Below are 23,261 nucleotides of genomic sequence, written 5' to 3'. Positions count from 1 at the left end.
AAGTGGATCGCCATTACAACTTAGAAATCAGGCTTCTGCAAGAGTGATTCAATTGAATCGGGGGTAGGCGGCAAAAAAAAGCGGGAAGGCTCGCAAACCATTTCCGCTTGTTGTAAAGGCTTTATCAGCCCTGCTTATCGTCGCTGCCGGCAGTCGGCGCGTATGGGCGGTTGACCCACAGGATCCAGTAGCGTGCCAGGTCGGCGCGGCCGTCGGCGCCTTGCACGGTTTCCAGGATCTTGATGGCTTCTTCCTTCTTGCCGGCCATCGCGTAGGAGTAGCCCAGGCGCAGCTTGGCGTCTTCGGCGTTTTTCAGGCCGCCTTTGGCGATGCCTTCCTGGATCAGTGGAATGCCCTTGTCATACTGGCCCATGGTCACGAATGCGTAACCCAGGTTCACCAGGCCGGTGCCGTTCTTGGCCTTGCGCGCGGACGCTTCGCTGGACGCGATGTTCTTCACGTCGTCGGCGGCCTGGCGGTCCAGGTCGGCCTTCAGCTTCTTGGTCTTGGCGTTCAGGGTCACGGCGCCGTTGGCGATGCCGGCATCGAGTACGGCCTTGCCTTCGATGAACTGGCCTTCCAGCTGGTCCACTTCGGCCAGCTCGACGTAGTCCTGTTCATCCATCTTGGTGGTCGCCACTTTCTGCAGGCGGACGATGTCGGCCGAGAAGCGGGTGGAATAGTTTTCCTTGCCGCGGGTGCGGTACAGCATGTCCGACCAGTAGCGGTCCAGCGGATGCCAGCGCACCAGGCCTTCCAGCGCGACCAGGTAGCTGTTCTTATCTTTCAGCCGGTTCGATGCGTCGGCCAGCATGTGCAAGTCCTCGCGGGTCATCGGCTTGTTGGCCTTGATGCTTTCGTCCAGTTGCTTCAGCAGGTCGGCCTGTACGCCTTTGTAGTCGCCCGATTCGAAGCGGATCAGCATGATCTGGCGCGGCACTTTCGGGTCGCCCGACAGTTCACCGTACTTCTGCAGGCTCTCGATGGCTTTAGGCCAGTTCTTCTCTTCCTGGTAGGAGGCCGCCAGCGCTTGGGTGAATTTGGTCTTTTCGTCTTTTTCCAGGCGGCCGGATGCGATGACTGCTTCGAGCATGGAGATCAGCTTCGGACGGTCACCCATGCCCAGGGCCACGGCCACGCGCATACGGTTGATGAAATACTGTTCGTAGCTGGACTTGTCCGGCATGGCGTCAGCCTGGTCCAGCATGGCGGTCGCTTCGCTGTACTTTTTGGCTTCCAGCAGCGGGCCGAGGACTTTGCCGTCCAGCAGTTTCGCCATGTCCTTGCGTACGGTCTCCTGTTTTGCATCGGTGGCAGCCTTGTCTTGCGCGTACGCGGTCTGGACCAGCGCTGGTACGGCGCTCAGGCCGATAGCCGCAAGCAGCAGGCCGATACGTGCGAAACGGTATTGGGTCATAGTATGTGATCCTTCTTCTGATTGGTGCAAACGTCTATTCTCCCATAATTTCGCCATGGGACCGGTTTTCTGAAGTGGTCAATTGTAACGAATTCTCACGGCTTGCCGAAGGCCGCGCCATTGGCGCCAAACAGCATGCAACGTTCAGGCGGGATGAACAGCGTGGCCGGCGCGCCTGGCGCCGGGACCGCTGCATCCTGCGTCAATTTCACTGCCAGCGCCTCGGCCATGCCGGGCAAATTGGCGTAAATAATTGACTGGTCGCCCAAATATTCGACATGGCTGACCGCGACAGCGGCCGCATTGTAAGCCTCTTCGCGCATTTGCAGGTGTTCAGGACGCACGCCGAGGGTGACGTGCGTGCCGCGCTCGGCCGCGCCGGGCAAGGCGGCCACCTCGACGATGGACCCGCCGGGCAGCAGCACCGCCACATGGGTGGCGCCCAGCGCGATCACTTCGGCGGGGATGAAGTTCATGCGCGGCGCGCCGAGGAAGCCGGCCACGAACAGGTTGGCCGGGGCGTTGTACAGCTCCTGCGGCGTGCCGGCCTGCTCAACTTTTCCGCCATTGAACACGACAATGCGCTGGCCCAGCGTCATGGCCTCCACCTGGTCGTGGGTCACATAAATGGTGGTGGTGCCCAGTTCCTTGTGCAGGCGGCCGATCTCGAGGCGCATCTGTACGCGCAGGCCGGCATCCAGGTTCGACAGCGGTTCGTCGAACAGGAACAGCTGCGGTTTGCGCACGATGGCGCGGCCGATGGCAACCCGCTGGCGCTGGCCTCCGGACAGTTCCTTCGGCTTGCGCTCGAGCAGGTGGCCGATCTGCAGCGTGGCGGCGGCGCGCTCCACCGCAGCCCGCAGCTCGGCCGCCGGCGTGCCCGCCAGCTTCAGGCCGAAAGCCATGTTCTCGTACACTGTCATGTGCGGATACAGCGCGTAGGACTGGAACACCATGGCCAGCCCGCGCTGGGCCGGCGGCACGCTGTTGGCAAGCCGGCCGCCGATATGCAGTTCGCCGCCGCTGATGTCCTCCAGCCCGGCGATCATGCGCAGCAGGGTCGATTTGCCGCAGCCGGAGGGGCCGACGAAGACGGTGAATTCACCGTCCGCGATCTCGAGATCGATGCCCTGGATCACCGGGGCGTTGTCGCCATAGCGCTTGGCGATATTGCGCAGCGAGACAGACGCCATGAATCAGGCTGCCTCGGGCACGGCTTCGGCTTCGCTTTTTTCGCGCGATTCCATCGGGATGAACTGCGACAGGATGGTGACCGGAATCGCGGCAACCAGCACCCAAAGGAAGAAGTTCTTGTAGCCCAGCGCCATCTGGATGTCGCCGCTGATCCAGCGGAACAGCACGAAGCCGCCCTGCATCACCCCGGTCGAGAAGGCGTAGTGCGCGGTCGTGTATTTACCCGGCGCCACCACCTGCATCATGTACAGGATCACGCCGACGAAGCCGAAGCCGTAGCCGAACATTTCCACGCTCAGGGCGATGCCGATCAAGGTCAGGTCGGTCGGCAGTGCGTGCGACAGGTAATAGAACACCAGGTTGGGCAGGTTCACTGCCAGGATCAGGAACAGCATCGCGCGGCGCAGGCTTAGCCAGGAGGTGAAGTAGCCGCCGGCGATGGAGCCGATGATGAAGGCGATGGTGCCGCTGGTGCCATAGACGGCACCCACTTCGGCGGTGCTCAGGCCAAGGCCGCCGGCTTCGCGCGCTTCGCGCAGGAACAGCGGGCCGATGGTCTGCACCTGGGCTTCGCCGGCGCGGAACAGGATGATGAACAGGATCGAGACCAGGATGCCGGGCTTGCGGAAGTAGTCGCCGATCACTTCCAGCAGTGTGCGTGCCACGCCGGCGACGGTGTGGTCATCCTTGCGCGCATTGGGACTGAGCGGCAAGGCCCAGAAGTTATACGCGCCCAGTGCGCACATGGTCAGGCCCAGGATGCCGAAGATGACGGTCCAGGCGGAAGTGACACCTTGGGTCTTTTCCAGGTAGCCGGCCAGCATCAGCAGACCGCCCTGCGCCAGGAAGCGCCCGGCGTTGAAGAAGGTGCCGGTCCAGCCGGCGTACTGCGCTTGCGCCTTCTTGTCCAAGCTGGCGATGTACAGGCCATCGCAGGAAATGTCGTGCGTCGCCGAAGCGATCGACACCAGGAACAGCACGCCAATGCTGGCGCTGAGCCAGAATGGGAATTGCAGTGCCAGTGCCACCAGTCCAAGGCACACGCCGCCGAACAGCTGCAAGCTGACCACGACCAGCTTCTTGCTGGGCGCCAGCTCCAGGAAGGGACTCCACAAGGGTTTGAAAATCCAGGCGCCGCCGAGGAAGGCCAGCCAGTGGCTGATTTCCGCGTTCGACATGTTCATGCTCTTCATCATCTGGCCGAAGACGAGGGCGATGGCGAAGTAGGGCAGGCCCTGCGCCAGGTACAGCGTGGGAATCCACTTCAGCGGGTTTTGGCGTGCAGCGTCCATCTTGTCTCCTTATGCGAAGCCGGGAACCGGGCAGCGGCCGGTGGCTTCCAGTTCGCCCGACAGCCAGGCGTTGATGGCTTCCAGCGCTGGCGCTGCGAAGCCGTAGGTCATCAGGGCCGGGGACTGGATGTCCAGCGCCTGGTAGGGATTCCACAGCGCCAGGTGCAGGTCCGGCGTCCAGTTGTTGCGGGCGTTGTCGCCGTAGCGCAGGCGCGAGGTCGAGGCCAGCACGGTAAAGCGGCCATCCTGCGGCAGTGACGACCAGTCGAAGTTGTTGGCATCGGCGAAGGTGACCAGCTCCACGTCGAACAGCTTGCCCAGCGAGGCGGCCACGCTGGCCGCCGGCACGCCCGCTTCCGAGACGCCGTCGCTCACGACGTCCTGACGCACGACGAGGCGCAGCTTGCTGCCCGGCGCCGGGCGCTGCGGATTGCCGCGCGCGGTCAGGGCGCGGCGCCAGCCCTCCGCCATGATGACGCGGTCGGCGGCGTCCTCTTTGTAGGAGCGCTGCTGGCAAGGGTAAGCCTGCGCCAGCGCGTTCAGGCGGGCCAGGCGTTCGTCGACGGCAGCTTGCGACAGAGAGCCATCGGCCAGGGCGGCGGCGATGGCGTCAAGGGTTTCCTCCTGGGTTTCGGTGGTCCCGAGCGCCATCACCATGTCGGCGCCGGCCAGCAGTGCGCGCACGGCGGCATTGCCCACGCCATAGCGGCCGGCGATGGCATGCATGTCCATGCCGTCGGTGATGATGACACCCTGGTAGTTCCACTGCTTGCGCAAGATGCCGTCCAGGATGGCGGGCGACATGGTGGCCGGATTGTCGGGATCGATGGCCGGGTAGACGATGTGGGCCGTCATCATGGCTGGCGCCACCGGCGCGGCGGCGCGGAAGGGCGCCAGTTCCAGTTCATCCAGCTCGGGCAGGGCCTTGTCGACGGTCGGCAGGTCGCGGTGCGAGTCGACGTGCGTGTCGCCGTGGCCGGGGAAGTGCTTCACGCAGCAGGCCACGCCTTCGGCATGGCTGCCGGCCATCCACGCCATCGCCAGCTCCACCGCGCGCGTCGGTTCCGCGCCGAAGGAGCGCTCGGCGATCACCGGATTGTGTGGATTGTTGTTCAAGTCCAGCACCGGCGCGAAGTTCCAGTTGAAGCCCAGCGACTTCGCAGCGCGCGCCACGGCGGCGCCGGTGCGGTAGGCCAGGTCGGTATCGTCGGCTGCGCCCAAGCCCATGGCGGCGGGCGGCGCCGGCACCCAGGTCGAACGCACCACGGCGCCGCCTTCCTGGTCGATGGCGATCAGGGAATTCGGCCCCATCGCCTCGCGCAGGTCGGCGGTCAGCTTGGCCAGCTGGGCGGAGTCGCTCATGTTCCCGCGGAACAGGCAAACGCCGCGGATGCCGTTTGCGCGGATGAAATCGGCGGTCGCCTGCTCCAGTACCGTGCCGGGGAAGCGGATCATGATCAGTTGTCCCGCGATTTTTCGTAGTTTTTGTGTGCTCATTTAACTGCTCCGTCCATGCCGCGCATGAAATAACGTTGGGTAAAAAGGAAGGCCGCCAAAGTCGGCACGATGGTGATGATAGTGCCCGCCGCGATCACGCGGGTGCTGCTGCCGAAGGTGCCGCGCAAATACAGCACGCCCACCGACAGCGGGAATTCGTCCGGCTTGCTCATGACGATCGACGGCCAGATGTATTCATTCCATGCCTCGACGGCCGTCAGGATGCCGACGGTGGCGAGCCAGGGCGCAATCAGCGGCAGCATGATCCTGCTGAAGATGACCCACTCGGAAGCGCCGTCGACACGGGCGGCATCGACCAGGTCCTGCGGTACCTCTTCGAACGCCTGCTTCAGCAGCAGGATGGCCACGGCGTTCACCACGTTCGGCAGAATCACACCAGAATAGGTATCGACCAGGCTCAATTCCGTCACCGTGATGAAGTTGACCAGGAAGTTGACTTCGGACGGCAGCACCATGGTCGCAACAATCAGGCCAAAGACCAGCCTCCGGCCCTTGAAATGCAGGCGCGCCAGGGGATAGGCCGCCATGGAGCACAGCACCAGCTTCCAGAACACGGTAATCAGCGTGATCAGGATCGAGTTCTTTAGGAAGGACCAGATCGGGATAACGCGGAACACTTCCGCGAAATTCTCCAGCGAAGGCTGTTTTGGCCAGAATGTGGGCGGGAAGGCGAAGATATTGCCCTCGGTGGAGAGCGCCGTCACCAGCGTCCACCAGAAGGGAAAGATGCACAGCAGCGCGATGGCCGCCAGCAGCAGGTAGTGGACGGCCTTCTTCATCGGTGCTTCGGCTTCAGGTAGCGCAGGCAAAGCAGGGCGATGCCGATGCAGATCAAGGAAACCACAAAGCTGGCAGCCAGCGCGCGCGGCAGCTTCAGGTGTTTCAGGCCCTGGTCGTAGGCGTAATACAGGGCCGTGAACGTGGAATTCATCGGGCCGCCCTGCGTCAGCACATCCACTTCCTGGTAAGCCTTCAAAGCGCCCAGTACGGACAAGATGGTGCACACCATGATCGTTGGGCGCAGCATGGGCACGGTGATGTGCCAGAAACGCTGCCAGCGGCTGGCGCCGTCGAGGATCGCCGCCTCCTGCATCTCCTGCGGCACCGATTGCAGCGCTGCCAGATACATCACCATATACCAGCCAAGCCCGCGCCACAGCGTCACGAACATGATGGCGGCAAGTGCAAAGCTATCGTCCTGCAGCCAGCCGATGTGGGTGCCCAGGATGTAATTCAGGGCCCCCTGTTCGTGGAACATGAAGCCCCACATGATGCCGACCACGGAAACAGTCGTCACCACCGGCACATAATACGCGGCACGGAACAAGCTGATTCCTGGCAGCTGGTGATTGACCAGCACCGCCAGCGCAATGGCCCCAAGCTGCACGCAGGGCACGATCAGCAGGAAGACCAGCGAATTTTTCAGCCCGGTCACGAACATCTCGTTATTGAAGATGTAGCGGAAATTATCGAAGCCGACCCAATGCAAGGGCCGCACCAGGGAGAAATCGGTAAAAGCCAGGGCCGATCCAAACAGCACAGGCCAGAACGCGAAAACCGCCAGCAGCGCCAGCGCCGGCGCAAGGAACAGCCAGGCCGCCACCGAGCGGTTCACGGCGCCACCCTTGCATGGAGAACGCCCGGCTTTAATTTGCGGTTCCAGATCGCTACGGCAGCGTCCAGTGCCTGCTGGATGTCCTGGCGGCCGGTGACGCCCGCTTCCACGGCTTTAACCAGCGCGCGGCGCAGTTCGTCGTAGTCTTCCACGCCGGCCACGTACATGGTGCGCGAGTGGGGCATCGATACTGCGCCTGCTGCAACAGCTTGTTCTGCCGCGCCGGCATGCGGCGGTACGGCGGTGAAGAATGGATCGTTGGCCGCCTGCGCGGAAGCGGGGAATACGCTGGCCTGGCGCGCAAATTCCAGCTGGTTGGCGTCGCTGGTGAGGAAGCGTGCAAACTTGCCAATGCCCGGTAATTCGGCTGCAGGCACGCGCGCCGGCACCCCGAAGTGGATCAGCCATCCACCGTCCGCGATCCCGGTCGGCCCCAGCGGTGCGGGAGCCACTTCGGTGAGCGCGTACACATCGCGGGCGTCGGCCTGGATGCGCTTCAGCGCTGTCGGTGGCGCCAACAGCATGCCAAGGCGCCCGCTCTTGTAGGCTTCCACGGCCGGAGGGAAGTTATCTTCGGCGAATAGGCCATCCTTCAATAGCCCACCGGCGCGGTAGGTATCGGCCAGCTTGCGTATGAGCGCCACGTGGGCGGGCGAGTTAAACACGGCGCGGCCGCCGGACAGCACCGGCAAGCCTTGCTGCAGCATCAGGCCGTCGATTTTCGATAGGGCGGGGCAGAGGCCCGCCTTGCCCGTGCGCAGGGCGATCTGGCGCGCGTACGCCAATTGTTCGTCGAAGGTGCGCGGTGCGCGCTCGATGCCGGCGGCCCGGAATATGTCGCGGTTGTATGCGATCACCGCGACATTGCTGTACATAGGGAAGCCGTAGGTCTTGCTGGCGAAGGTCAGGTCTAGCAGTGCGCTCGGCAGGTAGCGCGCGCGTTCGTCGCCCAGCATGGCGTCGACCGGCGTCAGCAAGCCGTCGCGCGCGAATTCCTCGGCCCAGGGGACATTCAGGTTGACCAGCGCCGGCGGCTTGCCGGCCACGATGCGCGTCACCAGCTTGGTTTGGATGATGTCCCAGGGGAAGTCGACCCATTCGAGCTTTACGCCGGGATTGGCGGCTTCATAGCGTTTCACCACGTCTTCGAAGTAGGGCGTGAAGCGCGGCTTCATGCTGAAGGTCCAGAACTCGATCTTCTGCGCCGGCGCTGCAAGCGCGGCGCCGGCCCAGGCCATCAATGCAGCAAGCAGTAGACTGTTCTTCATCGATGGCCGCGCGCGGGGATCAGTGGGTCTTGGTGACTTTGTTCAGGTGGCGCGGGCGGTCCGGATCCAGTCCGCGCGCTGCGGACAGCTTGGCCGCCATCACGTAGAAGGCCTGGATTGCCACGATCGGGTCGAGGTCCGGCGTGGCGGCGACCGGCAAGGTCAGGTCGCGCTCGGCCACGTCTTCGGGCGCCGCCAGCAGGACGCGCGCGCCGCGGCCGCGCATCTCTTCCGCCAACGCCAGCAGGCCGGCCTGGGTCGGGCCGCGCGTCGCGAAGATCAGCAGCGGATAGCCTTCTTCGATCAGCGCCATCGGGCCGTGCTTGATTTCCGCGCCGGAGAAGGCTTCCGCCTGCAGCGCCGAGGTTTCCTTGAATTTCAGCGAAGCTTCCAGCGCCACGGGGAAGCTGATGCCGCGTCCCACCACCATGATGTTGCGGGCCGGCGCCAGCACTTCGATCGCCGGCGACCAGTCCACATTGCAGGCGGTGCGCAGCGCTTCCGGCAGGGCGGCCAGGCCTTCCAGCAGTTCGGGATCGTTCTGCCAGTGGGCCACCAGCCGCGCGCCGGCGACCAGGGAGGTGATGAAGCTCTTGGTGGCGGCCACGCTTTGCTCTTTGCCCGCGCGCAGCGGCATCGCCCATTCGGCGCTGTGCGCCAGCGGCGAGTCGGCATCGTTGACCAGGGCCACGGTGGTGGCGCCGCCGTCGCGGAAATAGCGGATCGGTTCGACCACGTCCGGGCTCTGGCCCGACTGCGAGACCGACACCACCAGCGTGTCGCGCGTGATCAGCGGCGATTTGTGCAGCGTCACCAGCGACATCGGCAGCGAGGCGACCACGCGGCCCAGGCGCGACATGATCAGGTAGGCGATGTAGTTGCAGGCGTGGTCCGAGCTGCCGCGCGCCACGGTCAGCGCGGAGTTGAACGGTGTGCTCCTCAGTTTTCGGCCCAGTTCCGCGTAGCGGTCGGCGTCGTTCGCCAACTGCTGTTGCACGCAGTCGGCGGCGGACAGGGCTTCTTTAAGCATCATTGAGGTCACAACGTTCTCCTTCGATATAAACGGCTTTCAGTTTCAGGTCCCGGTCCATCACGACCAGGTCGGCGTACGCGCCGCGCTCAAGGCGGCCGCGTTCCTGCAGGCCGAGATAGTCGGCCGCATTGGTGGAAACTCGTTTGGAGGCGTCGGCCAGGCTCAGGCCCAGCCCGACCAGGTTGCGCAAGGCCTGGTCCAGCGTCAGCGTGGAACCGGCCAGCGTACCGTCGGGCAGGCGCACGCCGCCCATGCATTTGTGGACGATGTGGCGGCCCAGCATGTATTCGCCGTCCGGCATGCCGGTGGCGGCCGTGGAATCGGTGACGCAATACAGGCGCGGGATGGCGCGCAGCGCGCCCTTGATCGCGCCCGGATGAACGTGCAGCAGGTCGGGAATCAGCTCGGCGAATTCGGCGTGCGCCAGCGCGGCGCCCACCATGCCTGGCTCGCGGTGGTGCAGGCCGCTCATGGCGTTGAACAAATGGGTGAAACCGCTGGCGCCATGGTCCAGCGCCGCCACGCCTTCCTCGTAGGAGCCCAAGGTGTGGCCGATCTGCACCCGCACGCCGTGGTCGGCCAGGTCGCGCACCAGCTCCAGGTGGCCGGAGATTTCGGGCGCGACCGTGATCACGCGCATCGGCGCCAGCTTTTCCAGGCGGTGTACTTCTTCAATGGTGGCGGCGCGCGCGAAATTCGGCTGCGCGCCCAGTTTGCCGCTGTTGATGTAGGGGCCTTCCAGGTGGGCGCCCAAGACGCGCGCCTCGCCCTTGCCGCGCTGGCGCACCGCTTTGCCGATCGCGGTCAGCGCCAGGTCGATGTCTTCCGGCGGGGCGGTCATGGTGGTGGCCAGCATCGACGTGGTGCCGTGGCGCGCGTGGATGGCGGCAATCGCATGCACCGCGCCGCCGCCTTCCATCACGTCCTTGCCGGCGCCGCCATGCACATGCAGGTCGATGAAACCGGGCAGGATATAGTCGTCGGCGTTGGCGCCCGGATCGGCGCTGGCGCCTGCGATGCCGGCGATCCGCTCGCCGAAGGAAATCGTTCCGTTCAGCCAGCCGGACGGTGTCAGGATATTGCCCTTGATTGCCTCGTTCATCGGCGCGACTCCGCTACGAATTCATAATAGTCACTCCGGCAGTAGGAGTGGGTCAGTTCCACCGCCGCGCCGGTTTCCAGGTAGCTCACGCGCGTGATGTGCAGCATGGCGGTGCCGGGCGCGATATTCGCCAGGCGGGCCTGCTCGGCATTGGCATTGATGGCGCGGATGTGCTGCAGGGCGCGCGTCGGCACATTGCCGTTGGCTTCCAGGTAGCCGTACAGCGAGCCGTGCACGGTGCCCGGGTCGGGCATATACATGGCGGGGATGGTGGAGGTCTCGATCGCCATCACCACGTCGTCGGCGGTGCGCAGGCGCTTCAGACGCGCCACCGGCATATTCGGCGACAGGCCGAGCGACAGCAGTTCCAGCGGCGCCGCCACGCCGATTTCGCGCTGCAGCCAGCGCGAACCGGCGGTAAAGCCGCGCTGGCGCAGCTCTTCCGAGAAACTGGTCAGGCGCGACAGCGGCTGCTCCAGCTTCGGCGTGATATAGGTGCCGGAGCCGCGGCGGCGCGTCAGCATGCCGCGCGCGCACAGCATGTCGATGGCCTTGCGCGCCGTCACCCGCGAGATCGTGAGCATTTCCGACAGCACGCGTTCGGAAGGCAGCGCTTCATTGGCGCGCCAGTCCCCGCTGGCAATGCCGTCGGACAGCTTGTTCGCCAACTGCATATACAGAGGGGTGTCGCTGTCGGCGTCGGGCCGGAAATCGCTCAACTGGGATAGCACGGGCTACTCCTTCAAGTGTTGTTGGATCAGGCGCAGGCCACCCGCGGCGGAATCGCCCTGGGGTGGAACAATCCGCTGCAGCAGGGCCGGCGGCAGGTAGGCGCGCAGAGGCTCGGCGAGCCCGCCGCATAAGGCGATCGGCAGGGTGCCGCTCGGGTCCAGGCCATGCGCAATCAAAGCCACTTGCCGGCCGGCTTCTTGCAGGATGGCGTGTGCGGTGGCGTCGCTGTCGGCGTATTGCAGGACGATGCGCGCCAGCTGGGCGTAGGCGGTTTGCGTGGCGTTCGCCAGCCAGACCTGGATGCGGTCGCGTCCCCCGCCGCAGGCGTCGGCCACGGCATCGGCAAAGGCGCTGCCGGCCACGCGGCCATCCATCGCCTGCTGCACATGGTTGATGGCTTTCATGCCGATCCATGCGCCGCCCGCCTCGTCGCCGGCCGGGAAGCCCCAGCCGCCTACTTCGTGGCGGGAGCCGTCGGCATGCAGGATTTCGCCCACGCTGCCCGTGCCCAGCGCGATGATGGCGCCGGCGCGGCCTTCATGGGCGCCCAGCACCGTCGTGAAGGCATCGGTTTCCAGCGCCACCGCGGCAAAGCCGGGATTGGCGGCGACGAAGTTGCCGGCCCACTGTTTATTGTGCACGCCGGCCAGCCCGAGGCCGATCGCGATGTGCCCGCGCGCCGGCTGCGCCACGCCGGCCGCTGCGAAGGCGCGGCCAATGGCTTCCTCGACCGCGGCCCAGGCAGGTTGGATACCGTGCAGCAGGCCGGACGGACCGGCCTGGCCTTCGCCCAGCAACTGCCCATCGGGGCGCGCCAACCGTACGCGGGTGCCGCTGCCGCCGCCATCGACGCCAATCAGGAATTCGATCATTTTTTCAAGGGATGAAAAGAACTGTGGCGACTATATGAGGAGCACACCAGCTTGTCAACAGGTATTTAACTGGTATTGTTTTTGATCGTAGGGATGCCGCGCAACATTGCCGTAAGTGGTTGATTATTATGACTATGCTGGCATGGGGAAATGGTATGCATTTTGGTATGGACTGCTGACCAAAATGAAAAAAAAGCCCGGCGGGTTACGCCGGGCAGGAGGAACACAGCTAATCGCTGCCGGCGCCCCAGGCGTCGGCAGCGATGTCGTCAATCATTCGGTGTGGGCGCCGCGACGGTCGATCGTCACCACACGCTGCTTGTCGGAATTCAGTTGCTGCCCTTGCGCGGCCACCTTGCCTTGTACGTTGACGGTGGCATTGCCGGGACCGCCCACATTGACTTCGGCCTGCTTGGCCAGCATGTCGCGCGCATCCAGGCTGCCGGGACCGTTCACGCTGGCGCTCAAGGTGCCGGTCCAGCCGCGCAGCTGCACGCCGCCGGGGCCGCTCATGCTCACCTTCACCTCCTTGCATTCGGGTTCGGCCTGCAGGTCGCCCGAACCGCGCACTTCCGCATCCAGCGAGTCGCTCACCTTGCTCAGGTAGACGCTGCCCGGGCCTTTGCTGCGCGTGATGGCTTTCGCCACCTTCAGCTGCTTGGCATCGAGGTCGCCGGAACCGCTGACATCGGCGCTCAGGGTTTCGCTGCTGCCGGACAGGTTCATGTTGCCGGGACCGCTCAAGCTGACCCGAGTATTCTGCGTCTGCAGGCCGCGCGCTTCCAGGTCGCCGGAACCGTGCACTTCGGCGTCGAACTTCTTGATCGAGCCGCTCAGGCAGGCGCCGCCGGGGCCGTTCAGCATGGCGGTCACGTTTTCCACCTGCATGCCGCAGGCTTCCAGGTCGCCCGAACCGGAGACTTCAGCGCGGATCTCGCGGCTGCTGCCGCGCAGTTCCACCGAACCGGGGCCGCTCAGCGAGGCGTTGACCTTGTTGGCCCGCACATCGCCCGCCTCCAGGTCGCCTGAGCCGGACAGGACCGCATTCAGGTCGCCGCTGATGGCCGGTGCGCTCACGTCGCCAGGGCCACTCATCACCAGGTTGACATTGGTGGCGCGCATGCGGTGCAGGCGCATTTCGCCGCTGCCGCTGGACTTGACGGTCAGCTCGGTGGCGCTGCCGGACACGCTCAGGTCGCCGGGCCCGGTGGAAATCAGCTTCAGCTCCTTGCTGTCGACGTGCTCCAGTTCGACATCGCCGCTGCCGTTCATGCTGAGGGCCTGCAAGCCGCTGGTGCTGATCTTCACGATCACCCCCTCGCGCTGCTTGCCGAAACTGAAGACCCAATGGTTGCGGTGCAGCGGCCGCACATGCAGGGTATCGCCCTGGACCACGGTTTCCAGCTGCTCCAGCTGGCGTTTGGGGCCGCTGACTTCAATCGCCGGGGCGGTGCCCTGCGCGTCAACCAGCACCTTATACGGGCCGTCGATCTCAATGCGGGCGAACGCCGTCACCGGGCGCGTTTCGCGCGACGGGGTGAGGTCGGCCGGCTTGTCGCGTTCCGGTGGGCTGGCCTGCAGGGCGGAGACGCCCAGAGCAATCAGGGAAAGCGCGGCGCCGTAGGTGATCAGCTTGTTCATATTGTCTGGGGCTGTCCAGGGTTGGTGATGCTGGAACGATAAGCGAACCGGGGCCGCGGCAGGGCCGGAAAAAGACAGACGCGCAAAAACGGGGAACCAACTGCATTTTTTCGAGGCTGAAATGCACAAGCTAGCGGGCAAAAAGTTGTGGTTTCCCCTTGAAATGTCATAATGCTCGTCAGGGGAGACACTTATGATCAAGTACTTGGGAACTAAAAAGACCGACGAGGGTGGAACGGTATACGTGTTCCTGATCAACGGTTTGCAGAAGGAAGTCCGCGAGGGTTCCCTGAAGCAATATCCTGGCTGCTACGAAGCATTGCCACCCTCCGCCAAGGCCAAGATCAGCGCCAACCGCGCCTGGTTCCAGAAGCTGTAGGCGATGCCGGGACTGCGTATCCTCGCCGCTGGCGTGCTGGCCGCCTGTTCCCTGGCGCAGGCCGCGCCGCCTTCCCATTTCGGCGATGTGCTCGGCAATGGCCTATTGTGCCGCGACCAGACCTCCAACCGTTATTATTTCGACTACCTCAGCCAGTATTTCGGGCAGCCCTACAAGCGCGAGGGCGGGGCCTACTGGTTCCGCACCAATGACGCCATCCTGTGGGGCGTTCCCGTGCTGGAGGTGATCGTCAGCGACGAAAGCTATCCTTACCGCTTCGTCGGCGCGGTCGCCGATACCACGCCGGAGCAGCTGGAACAGGCCATCCTGCGCCAGGATGGGCTGGCGTATGCGAAAATCGAAACTTCGCGCTATCCGGTGCGCGAATCCAAGGCGGGCAGCCGCATCGTCTACTTCAACACGCGCGCCAAGATATACTGCGCCAAATTCAAACGCTTGCCGCCAGCGCTGCGTTAAGCGCCGACCATGTACACGCAATATTTCAACTTAAAACAGCTGCCCTTTTCCATCGCCCCCGACCCGCGCTACCTGTTCATGAGCGAACGGCACCGGGAGGCCCTGGCGCACCTGCTGTACGGCATCGGCAGCGGCGGCGGCTTCGTGCTGCTGACCGGCGAGATCGGTGCCGGCAAGACCACGGTGTGCCGCTGCTTCATGGAGCAGATCCCGCCCAATTGCCGCCTGGCCTACATCTTCAATCCCAAGCTGACGGTGGAAGAACTGCTGCAGTCGGTGTGCGACGAATTCGGCGTGGCGCCGGAAGGCAGCAGCGTCAAGTCCTATGTCGACGCGGTCAACACCTACCTGCTCGAGTCGCACGCGGCGGGCCTGAACAATGTGCTGGTCATCGACGAAGCGCAGAACCTGTCGGCGGATGTGCTGGAACAACTGCGCCTGCTGACCAACCTCGAAACCAGCGAACGCAAGCTGCTGCAGATTATCCTGATCGGCCAGCCGGAGCTGCGCCAGATGCTGGCGCGGCCCGAGCTCGAACAGCTGGCGCAGCGGGTGATCGCCCGCTACCACCTGGGCCCCTTGTCCGACGCGGAAGTGGGCAGCTACATCCGGCACCGGCTGGCGGTGGCTGGCGCCGGGGCGGTGGAGCTGTTCCCGCGCAGACTGCTGCGCCGGATTCACCAGTTAAGCAAGGGCGTACCGCGCCGCATCAACCTCCTGTGCGACCGCGCGCTGCTGGGCGCTTATGTCGAAAACAGCGCGCAGGTCAACGCAAAAATCCTGCAGCGCGCGGCGGAAGAAGTGTTCGAAGGGGAGAGCGCCCCCGCCCGTGCCCGCCCATGGCGCCTTGCCGCTGCCGGCGTGCTGGCCGGCGCGGCGCTGACCGCTGCCGCCGCCTGGCAAATGATGCCGTCGCCCATCGCCCCGGCAGCGCAGAAGGCCGCGGCCGCCGCGCCATCCGCTTCCGCCCGGCACGCGCTGGATGCGGCCCCGGTTGCCGCCGCATCGCAGGGCGCCACTGTCCCGGCGACCGAAGCTGCGCAGCCATCCACCATGCCGACCTGGCTGACGATGGAATCGGCACTTGGCCTGCTGGCGGCAAAATGGGATGTGGTCCTGGTGGAAGGCGAGGGCTGTGCCGAAGCCGCCCGGCGCAACCTGCGCTGCCTGCAGACCAAAGGCGGCCTGGATGAAATCCGCAAGCTTAACCGGCCCGTGATCATCAAGCTGCGCGACGGCCAAACCCTGCCGCGCAACGTCGTGCTGGCGGCTCTCGATAACAGCAATGCCACCCTGGTTGGCGTGCGCGGTACGGAAACCGTGTCGCTGGAGGCGCTGGATGGCCGCTTTGACGGCAGCTTCACCACCTTCTGGCGCGCTCCCCGCGCATGGCGCGACGAAGTGAAGGAAGGCGACAAAGGCCCCGACGTGGATTGGCTTGCGCGCCGTCTGGCCCAGGTGAACGGCGTCAAGAAACCGCGCGAAAACCAGCCGCTGGCCGGCGAAACCTTGCGCTACCTGCGGGAATACCAGGCCGTGCAAGGCTTGAAAGCCGACGGCGTGGCGGGTCCGAAAACCTTCATCCGCCTGGCGCAGCCGGGCAATGAAACCGAACCGCGCCTGCTGGCCGAGGCGGGGAAATAATATGTCCTATATTCTCGAAGCACTGAAAAAAGCGCAGGCCGAACGCCAGATCGGCAGCACGCCCACCATTCACGCCCCCACCCTGGCCAGTGCCCCGGTGGCGCAAGGCGCGGGCAGCAAGCGTACGCTGGTCATGGTGTCGATGGCGCTGATGGTTGCGGTGATCGGCGGACTGGCGACCATGCTGGTGCGCCAGCAGCAGGCCGCCAGCCAGGCGCCAGCAGTCGCCGCCACCGATCAAGCGGCTGCAGCCGCAGCGGCGCCAGCTGCCGTTCCCGCCGCAGCTGTTGCTCCCGCCGCCGCGCCGGTGGCCGCCGCGGTTGGCGCGCCGCCTTCCGCCGCACCGGTCGGGCAGCTTCCCGCGCCACGGCCTGTTGCTCCGCCGCCTGCGGCCGTCAGCCAGGCGGCGGCACCGCAAACCGTCCGCCAGCCGCCAGTGCCAGCTATGCAAGAGAAACCGGCATCGCAAATCGCCGAAGCGCAGCAACAGCCGGCCGCGAAACCTGCGGGCGTAGCGCCCCGCGCGGCGGACAGCGCAGCCGCCGCGCCGGCGCCAGTGGAAGAACTGGTGCAATCCCTGCGCGATCTTCCGGAGCCGATCCAGCGTGCCATCCCCCAAATCACGCTGGGCGGCTATATGTACTCGAAAAACCCCGCCGACCGCCTGCTGCTGATCGACAAGGTCCTGCGCCGGGAAGGGGAAGAAGTCGCCCCCGGCCTGGTCCTCGATAAACTGCAGCCCAAGCAGGCCATCTTCAGCTTCCGCGGCTACCGTTACCGCGTGGCGCTATGAGCGGCCAGCAAAACGTCCTCGGCGTCACCGGCCCTTCTGGCAGCGGCAAGACCACGCTGCTGGAATACCTGGTGAGCGAACTTGCTGTGCGTGGCTGGAAAGTCAACGTTATCAAACATAGCCACCACGACTTCGAACTCGAACCGCCCAGGAAGGACAGCGCCCGCTTCCGGCAAGCCGGCGCGGCGGAAGTGATGATCGCATCGCCATACCGCTTCGCCATCATCCACGAACTGCGTGGCGCGGAAGAACCGGGCGCCGACGAACAGCTGGCGCGGCTGCAGCCCGCCGATCTGACCCTGGTCGAAGGCTTCCACGCCTGGCAGATCGACAAGCTGGAAGTCTACCGCGCCATCGCCGGCCAGCCGCCCCGTTATCTGGATGACCACAGCATCGTTGCCGTCGCCTCCGACCAGCCCGCCCCGCACGGCCTGCCACCCCGCCTGCAATGGCTTGACCTCAACCGTCCCGACACAGTGCTGGCCTGGCTGATCAAAAAAATTCCGCGCCAAGCCTAAAGTTCCCAGCAACCGCACCGTTAATCAGGATAGGTACCAATGGGAGAATCACATGGATGCAGTAAGCATTGCAAAAGCAGCAACGACGATCGCGGATACGAATAATCGTAACGAAATCGGCTACGCCGTCTTGAAAAAAGCACAAGACGTGCAAGCTTCCAGCGCCCAGGCCCTGATCGAAGCGATCCCGCCAGCGCCAGCAGCCGCCAACCTGCCATCGCACCTGGGCCAGAACATCAATACCACCGCCTGAACGCCCGCGCTTCAGCGCGCCGCGCAGTTCGCAAGAACCCGCCGCACCGGTAATCGGTGCCTGCGGGTTTTTTTGTGTTCTAATCGCACACCCGAACCACATTGAGGAGCTACTGCATGAACAACCGTCAAGCCCTGATCGCCGCCGCCCTGGCCACCGTCTGCGCCGCCACCAGCACCGTTGCCTCGGCCCAGGGCAATCCAACTGAAAAAGAAAAATGCTACGGCGTCGCCAAGGCCGGCCAGAACGACTGCGCCACCGGCACCCACGGCTGCTCCAACCAGGCCCAATCCGACAATATGGCCAGCGAATGGAAATTCGTTGCCAAGGGCACCTGCGAAAAGGCCGGCGGCAAGACCACCGCACCAGCGAAATAAGTAATCAATGAAGCCGCTCGCCGGTGCCGGCATAGGATTGCGGGCACCGCACTACCGCCAGTTCCTCGAACAGCGGCCGCGCGCCGCCTGGCTCGAAGTCCACACCGAAAACTACCTGGACCAGGCGGGCGGCGACTTCCACGTACTGCAGGAGCTGCGGCGCGACTATGCGATCAGCCTGCACGGCGTCGGACTTGGCCTGGGCTCCGCGCGCGGCTTCAGCGTCGACCACCTGGCGCGCGTTGCCAGTCTGGTGCGGCGTATCGAACCGGCACTGGTCTCCGAGCACCTATGCTGGGGAGCCGTCTTCGACCGCCACCTGAATGACCTGCTGCCGCTGGCGCTGAACCACGCCGCGCTCGACCTGCTGGAAGAGCGGGTAGGGCGCATGCAGGAAACCCTGGGGCGCAGCATCCTGCTGGAAAACGTCTCCAGCTTCGTGCGATTTGCCGACGACGCCATGAGCGAAGCGGAATTTCTGGCAACCCTCGCACGCCGCACCGGCTGCGGCCTGCTGCTGGACGTAAACAACCTCTACGTCAACCAATGCAACCACGAAGAAGACGCATTGGCCGCGATAAATGCGATCGCCCTAGGCACGGTCGGCGAAATCCACCTGGCCGGCCACCTCGTCACGCCGAACGCCGTCGTCGACCACCACGGCGCGCTGGTCGCCGACCCGGTCTGGCACCTCTATGAAGCCGCGCTGAAGCGTTTTGGCGCCGTCCCCACGCTGATCGAATGGGACACCGACATCCCGCCACTCGAAGTCCTGCTGGGCGAAGCCGAGAAAGCCGCCGCCATCGCCGCAACCTTCCCCCAAGCAAAAAAAGTCCCCCCTGGGGTCAGGAACGATGGGGGACATTTTGTGCATGACAGCAAGGCGCTGGCCGTACAGCAGCAAGCCTTCTCCGATGCCTTGTTCTCACCGTGCGCGGAAGCCGCATTGCCGCTCAAGCACAGCGAGCGCTTCGCCCTGTACCGCGGCAACCTGACCTCAACCTGGAACAAAGCCCTGGCCGCCGCCTATCCCGTCATCGCGCAATTGCTTGGGGCCGAATTCTTCGCGGCCCTGGCGCGTGAATACGGCCGAGCCCACCCATCGGAAAGCGGCGACCTGAACCGTTTCGGCGCGCATTTCGAGCCCTTCCTGCGCCAGTTCGAGCACGTCCAGGATCTCCCCTATCTGCCGGACATGGCACGCCTTGAATGGCAGCTGCACCGCATCCACTACGCCGTGCAAAAAGACGCCCTGCAAGCGCAAGACATCGATCCGCAAACTGTGGAAGCACAAAGCTTCGCCTGGCAGGCAACCGCCCAGCTGTTCGAGTCGGAATGGGCCGTGGCGCCCCTCTGGCTGGCCCACCAGGGCGCGCCCTTCCCGGAAAAAATGAACGAACCCAGCCGCGCGCTGCTCAGCCGCCCGCAGTGGACGGCACAAGTCACGCCACTGCAGGCGCCGGACTACATCGCGCTGAAAACACTTCAGGAAGGAAAACCGCTCGGCGCCGCCCTGGACGCCGCATTCGCGCTGGATGAGCACTTCAACGTTGCCGCCAGCCTGCAGCAATGGCTGCAGCAGCAAATTCTAATCAAACGCCCGCATTAATCTCGCCTCGCCGGACACATCCCGGTGCAGCATGTTGGCGCGGTGGGTAGCCTCGATCATGCGCAGCAGCTGCGCATCCTCGCAACGCTCAAGCTCCTCATTCGCCGCCAGCAAGGCCTGCGCGAGCTTGGCGCGTGCCGACTGGTACAGCACGCTGGTGTAATGATCGGTATTCTTGAGCAGCTCCTCGGCGTTCTCGATGACCTGGCGCAGGTCACCGATCAGTTGCTCCTGGCTCTGCACTTGCTTCTCTTCGGGGCCATCCATGGAACTACCCTCCGCGCGTATTCAATCAGGCCGCGCTGCCCTCGGCATGGACGTCGATCTGCACATCGCCCAGGCGCACCTTCTGGCCCGCCCGGATCTTCGCCGTTTTGCGCAACTCCTGTTTGCCGTCGACCTTGACATCGCCGCTCGCCACGATCTGCTTGCCGGCGCCGCCGCTGTCGCATAGGCCAACCACCTTCAGGAGCTGGTTCAGCTCGATGTACTCGCCTGTCAATTCGAAATCTACTTTCTGCATTTTAATCCTCTTTCTGTTGGGCAGGCGCTGAGTGTTGTATTCCCATCAAGCATTAACCCTTGCCGCCCGGCTTGGTCATCTCTAATGGAACAATCCACTCGTTGAACTGGCTTTCGTTCACAAAACCAAGGGCCAAGGCCGCTTCCTTCAACGTTGTGCCCTCATGCTGCGCCTGTTTCGCAATTTGCGCGGCGCGATCATAACCGATATGGGGGGCCAGGGCGGTCACCAGCATCAGCGAGCGTTCCATCAATTCTTCGATGCGGGCGAGATTGGGCTCGATGCCATGGGCGCAATGTTCGTCGAAACTGCGCATGCCGTCGGCCAGCAGGCGCGCGCTTTGCAGGAAGTTATGGGCGATCAGCGGCTTGAACACGTTCAGCTCGAAATTGCCGGACGAGCCGCCCACGGTAATCGCCACATCGTTGCCGAACACCTGGCAGCACAGCATGGTCAGCGCTTCGCTCTGGGTAGGATTCACCTTGCCCGGCATGATCGAGCTGCCCGGTTCATTCTCGGGGATGCTGATTTCGCCCAGGCCGGAGCGCGGGCCGGACGCCATCCAGCGCACGTCATTGGCCAGCTTCATCAAGGCCGTGGCCAGCGTCTTCAAAGCGCCGTGGGCCGATACCAGGGCATCATGTCCGGCCAGCGCGGCGAATTTATTGTCGGCGGTCCGGAACGGCAATGCCAGCCGGGCTGCCAGTTCGGCCGCGATGCGGGTGGCATATTCTGGATGCGAATTCAGGCCCGTACCGACAGCGGTGCCGCCGGCGGCCAGCTCCAGCACGGCGGGCAGGGTGGCTTCGATGGCCTTTTCAGCATAATCGAGCTGCGCCACGTAGCCGGAGAACTCCTGGCCCAGGGTCAACGGCGTGGCATCCTGCAGGTGAGTGCGGCCGATCTTGACGATGCCGTCAAACGCCCGCGCCTTGGCCTGCAGCGTAGCGCGCAACTGGCGCAAGGCAGGCAGCACATTGTTTGCCACGGCCTGCGCCGCCGCCACGTGCATCGCGGTCGGGAAGATATCGTTCGAAGACTGGCCTTTGTTGACGTCATCATTCGGATGCAGCTTGCGGCCGTCGCCGCGCTCGCCGCCCATCAGCTCGGAGGCGCGGTTGGCCAGCACTTCGTTCATATTCATATTGGACTGCGTGCCCGATCCGGTCTGCCAAACTGCCAGCGGGAACTCGCCCGCGTGTTTGCCCTCCAGGACCTCGTCGGCAGCCTGCATGATGGCCTGGGCTTTCGCGCCATCCAGCACACCCAGGTCGACATTGACTTTGGCGGCCGCACGCTTCACGCTGGCGAGGGCGGCGACCAATTCGGCCGGCATGCGTTCACTGGAAATGCGGAAGTGTTCGAGCGAACGCTGGGTCTGGGCGCCCCACAACTGGCCGGCGGGAACTTCAATCGGGCCGAAACTATCGCGCTCGGTTCTGCTGTTCATGTGATGGACTCCGTGTGGTGAAAAGTGATGTCTGAATTGTAATGCTTTAGCGTTCGCTCTGCCGGGGCTACAAAATTGTGTTTTCCTGCCGTTAACGAAGACATTGAGGAAACAAAGCGGTTCTCCATGCCAAGCCAACGAATGACTATCCGCACCCTGATTCTGCCGTTGCTGGCCGCCGCCATGTGCGGGCAGCTTTGGGCGGCTGAACTGGGAGAGGTGAAAGTCAATTCCCACATCGGCCAGCAACTATCGGCCGATATCGAGCTGGTGGACTTGACCCCGGCCGACCTCGCCGAGATCCAGGCCCGGCTGGCGAACCCCGACGTCTTCAAAGGCGCCGGCCTGGAGGTAGTGCCCGTGCTGGGCGACCTGCACATCACCGTCGCCAAGCGCGACAATAAGCGCTTCCTGCACCTGACCACGCTTCAAGCGGTCAATGCGGATGCCTTGCACATCTTCCTCGAACTGAATAGCGGTGGACGCCAGATCATCCGCGCCGCCTCGCTTTGGCTGACGCCCGAGCCGCCGGGGCAGAAGGCGGCCGCGGCGCAAGCAACGCCGGCAGCGGTGCCGACGCCTCCTTCGCTTGCCGTTTCGCCCTTGCCGCACGCTGCCAGCCCATCCCCCGCTCTGAGCAAGGAGGCTGCGCAGAGCGAGGCCGCGCAGCGGGCGTTCGCCTATCGCAGGGAAGTCGCCATGGCCAAGGCGCAAGCCGCTGCGCAAGGCACGCCAGCCCCCGCCACTGCGCCATCCATTCCTGCTGCCGCGCCAGCAGCCGCAATACCAGCCCCTGTGGCGCACCGGCCCGTCGCGAGCAAGCCTGCGGCCGCGGCAGCCAGCAGCGCACCCGCGCCATCCTGCGCTCCCGAGAAGCAGGTTGAAGCGCAGCTCCAGCAATGCCAGGCCATGGCCAACAAGCTGACGGATATTGAAGGCAAGGTACAGCACCTTGAAAAGACGCTGGCAGCGCCAGTTGTGCAGGCCGCCGTGCCGGCAGCCGAACCCGTTCCGGTCAAGGCGGAGGCGCCGCCCGTCAAGCCAGGTTCAGCACCCGTCAAGCCAGGGGCGACTCCCGTCAAGCCGGGTGTAGCAGCAGAGCTGGCAGGCAAGTCACGGACCAGCCTGTTCGCGATTATCGGCGGTGCGCTGGCCGGGCTGGCAGCACTTGGCGGCACTATCTATTTCATGCGCAAACGGCAGATCAAAGGCCCGCTAAAAATCTGGCAATCCTTCCGCAAGAAAGGGGTGGCGGAACCGGTTGAGGTAGCCCAGGAAGAGCCGGAGAAGGTTGCTGCACAGTAGTAACTATCATTGTCATTCGAGACTGGACAAGAATTTTTTACCTGCGTTATACTGGGCTCACACAGAACGGGTTCTGCCGCAGTCACCACCGATAGTGTGACGCGAACCGCAGAGTGACGTTGAAGAAACGACCCCTTCTGGAAGCAGTTCATAGCCGACTGAGGCGATATGAACGCCGGGTGCAACCGGCGCTGAGGCGACGCCAGGAGATACCTGGCGCTCGCCCCTCCGAATTCCAAGGCGCCCCTA

24 protein-coding genes are annotated in these 23,261 nt (G+C 64.3%); 9 read left to right on the top strand and 15 right to left on the bottom strand.

The genetic code is table 11. The annotated features are described in order from the left end of the window. Positions 1–124: 124 nt before the first annotated feature. The 12 genes from H597_RS0101345 to H597_RS0101290 form a co-directional block, all read right to left on the bottom strand. Positions 125–1,417, bottom strand: a complete 1,293-nt coding sequence (locus tag H597_RS0101345) for a tetratricopeptide repeat protein (protein WP_028100542.1) — start codon at positions 1,415–1,417, stop codon at positions 125–127. 95 nt (positions 1,418–1,512) lie between these two features. Beyond that, on the bottom strand, positions 1,513–2,610 hold the full coding sequence (locus H597_RS0101340) for an ABC transporter ATP-binding protein (protein ID WP_028100541.1): 1,098 nt from the start codon (positions 2,608–2,610) through the stop codon (positions 1,513–1,515). Between the two features lie 3 nt (positions 2,611–2,613). Beyond that, positions 2,614–3,903 (bottom strand): MFS transporter, encoded by a 1,290-nt coding sequence (locus H597_RS0101335; protein ID WP_028100540.1) that lies wholly within the window; start codon positions 3,901–3,903, stop codon positions 2,614–2,616. Between the two features lie 9 nt (positions 3,904–3,912). Next, a complete protein-coding gene (nagZ, locus tag H597_RS0101330; RefSeq protein ID WP_028100539.1) occupies positions 3,913–5,400 on the bottom strand; it encodes a beta-N-acetylhexosaminidase in 1,488 nt (495 codons plus the stop codon). Then, the gene (locus H597_RS0101325) at positions 5,397–6,200 is read right to left on the bottom strand and encodes a carbohydrate ABC transporter permease (protein WP_028100538.1); all 804 of its coding nucleotides are present in this window, start codon (positions 6,198–6,200) and stop codon (positions 5,397–5,399) included. The genes nagZ and H597_RS0101325 overlap by 4 nt, the downstream gene beginning before the upstream one ends. Then, positions 6,197–7,036: a carbohydrate ABC transporter permease gene (locus H597_RS0101320; RefSeq protein WP_028100537.1), complete on the bottom strand. Its 840-nt coding sequence runs from the start codon at positions 7,034–7,036 to the stop codon at positions 6,197–6,199. The genes H597_RS0101325 and H597_RS0101320 overlap by 4 nt, the downstream gene beginning before the upstream one ends. Beyond that, positions 7,033–8,304 (bottom strand): ABC transporter substrate-binding protein, encoded by a 1,272-nt coding sequence (locus H597_RS29300; protein ID WP_035372844.1) that lies wholly within the window; start codon positions 8,302–8,304, stop codon positions 7,033–7,035. The genes H597_RS0101320 and H597_RS29300 overlap by 4 nt, the downstream gene beginning before the upstream one ends. 19 nt (positions 8,305–8,323) lie before the next feature. Continuing rightward, positions 8,324–9,337, bottom strand: coding sequence for an SIS domain-containing protein (locus H597_RS0101310; protein ID WP_035372843.1), 1,014 nt, complete (start codon positions 9,335–9,337; stop codon positions 8,324–8,326). Further along, positions 9,327–10,439, bottom strand: a complete 1,113-nt coding sequence (gene nagA / locus H597_RS0101305; protein WP_028100535.1) for an N-acetylglucosamine-6-phosphate deacetylase — start codon at positions 10,437–10,439, stop codon at positions 9,327–9,329. The genes H597_RS0101310 and nagA overlap by 11 nt, the downstream gene beginning before the upstream one ends. Then, positions 10,436–11,113, bottom strand: a complete 678-nt coding sequence (locus tag H597_RS0101300; protein ID WP_051293496.1) for a GntR family transcriptional regulator — start codon at positions 11,111–11,113, stop codon at positions 10,436–10,438. Before H597_RS0101300 ends, nagA begins: the two co-directional genes overlap by 4 nt. A 60-nt stretch (positions 11,114–11,173) precedes the next feature. After that, a complete protein-coding gene (locus H597_RS0101295; RefSeq protein WP_028100533.1) occupies positions 11,174–12,043 on the bottom strand; it encodes a glucosamine kinase nucleotide-binding domain-containing protein in 870 nt (289 codons plus the stop codon). Between the two features lie 273 nt (positions 12,044–12,316). Next, positions 12,317–13,684 (bottom strand): GIN domain-containing protein, encoded by a 1,368-nt coding sequence (locus H597_RS0101290; protein ID WP_028100532.1) that lies wholly within the window; start codon positions 13,682–13,684, stop codon positions 12,317–12,319. A 193-nt stretch (positions 13,685–13,877) separates the two neighbouring features. Here H597_RS0101290 and H597_RS0101285 point away from each other — a divergent pair, with 193 nt between their 5' ends. The 8 genes from H597_RS0101285 to bufB all read left to right on the top strand — a co-directional run bounded on the left by H597_RS0101285 (position 13,878) and on the right by bufB (position 19,734). After that, entirely contained in the window at positions 13,878–14,063 is a 186-nt protein-coding gene (locus H597_RS0101285) for a hypothetical protein (RefSeq protein ID WP_028100531.1), read from the top strand. Positions 14,064–14,066: 3 nt separating this feature from the next. Continuing rightward, positions 14,067–14,540, top strand: coding sequence for a hypothetical protein (locus H597_RS0101280; protein WP_028100530.1), 474 nt, complete (start codon positions 14,067–14,069; stop codon positions 14,538–14,540). A gap of 9 nt (positions 14,541–14,549) precedes the next feature. Next, complete coding sequence (locus tag H597_RS0101275) at positions 14,550–16,184, top strand: ExeA family protein (protein WP_028100529.1); 1,635 nt, start codon at positions 14,550–14,552, stop codon at positions 16,182–16,184. Between the two features lies 1 nt (position 16,185). Further along, complete coding sequence (locus H597_RS0101270; RefSeq protein ID WP_028100528.1) at positions 16,186–16,977, top strand: general secretion pathway protein GspB; 792 nt, start codon at positions 16,186–16,188, stop codon at positions 16,975–16,977. Further along, entirely contained in the window at positions 16,974–17,495 is a 522-nt protein-coding gene (mobB, locus tag H597_RS0101265; RefSeq protein WP_028100527.1) for a molybdopterin-guanine dinucleotide biosynthesis protein B, read from the top strand. Before H597_RS0101270 ends, mobB begins: the two co-directional genes overlap by 4 nt. Before the next feature lie 52 nt (positions 17,496–17,547). After that, positions 17,548–17,748, top strand: coding sequence for a YjfB family protein (locus H597_RS0101260; protein ID WP_028100526.1), 201 nt, complete (start codon positions 17,548–17,550; stop codon positions 17,746–17,748). Positions 17,749–17,864: 116 nt separating this feature from the next. Then, a complete protein-coding gene (locus H597_RS0101255) occupies positions 17,865–18,125 on the top strand; it encodes a BufA1 family periplasmic bufferin-type metallophore (protein ID WP_028100525.1) in 261 nt (86 codons plus the stop codon). Between the two features lie 7 nt (positions 18,126–18,132). Beyond that, entirely contained in the window at positions 18,133–19,734 is a 1,602-nt protein-coding gene (gene bufB, locus H597_RS0101250; RefSeq protein ID WP_028100524.1) for an MNIO family bufferin maturase, read from the top strand. Here the strand turns inward: bufB and H597_RS0101245 are convergent. From H597_RS0101245 to fumC, 3 genes are read right to left on the bottom strand one after another with little or no spacing between them, the layout of a single operon-like run. Then, complete coding sequence (locus H597_RS0101245) at positions 19,714–20,001, bottom strand: DUF883 family protein (protein ID WP_028100523.1); 288 nt, start codon at positions 19,999–20,001, stop codon at positions 19,714–19,716. The two genes, bufB and H597_RS0101245, sit on opposite strands and share 21 nt — an antisense overlap. 25 nt (positions 20,002–20,026) lie before the next feature. Continuing rightward, complete coding sequence (locus H597_RS0101240; protein ID WP_028100522.1) at positions 20,027–20,257, bottom strand: RNA-binding S4 domain-containing protein; 231 nt, start codon at positions 20,255–20,257, stop codon at positions 20,027–20,029. A 52-nt stretch (positions 20,258–20,309) separates the two neighbouring features. Then, positions 20,310–21,707 (bottom strand): class II fumarate hydratase, encoded by a 1,398-nt coding sequence (gene fumC, locus H597_RS0101235; RefSeq protein WP_028100521.1) that lies wholly within the window; start codon positions 21,705–21,707, stop codon positions 20,310–20,312. 126 nt (positions 21,708–21,833) lie between these two features. Here fumC and H597_RS0101230 point away from each other — a divergent pair, with 126 nt between their 5' ends. Continuing rightward, complete coding sequence (locus H597_RS0101230) at positions 21,834–23,012, top strand: type IV pilus assembly protein FimV (protein WP_154667898.1); 1,179 nt, start codon at positions 21,834–21,836, stop codon at positions 23,010–23,012. The last annotated feature ends 249 nt before the right edge of the window (positions 23,013–23,261 follow it).

The sequence above is a fragment of the Pseudoduganella violaceinigra DSM 15887 genome, from assembly GCF_000425385.1.
In the GTDB taxonomy this organism is placed as follows: Bacteria; Pseudomonadota; Gammaproteobacteria; order Burkholderiales; family Burkholderiaceae_D; genus Rugamonas; species Rugamonas violaceinigra.
This window is presented reverse-complemented; position numbering and strand designations above follow the sequence as displayed.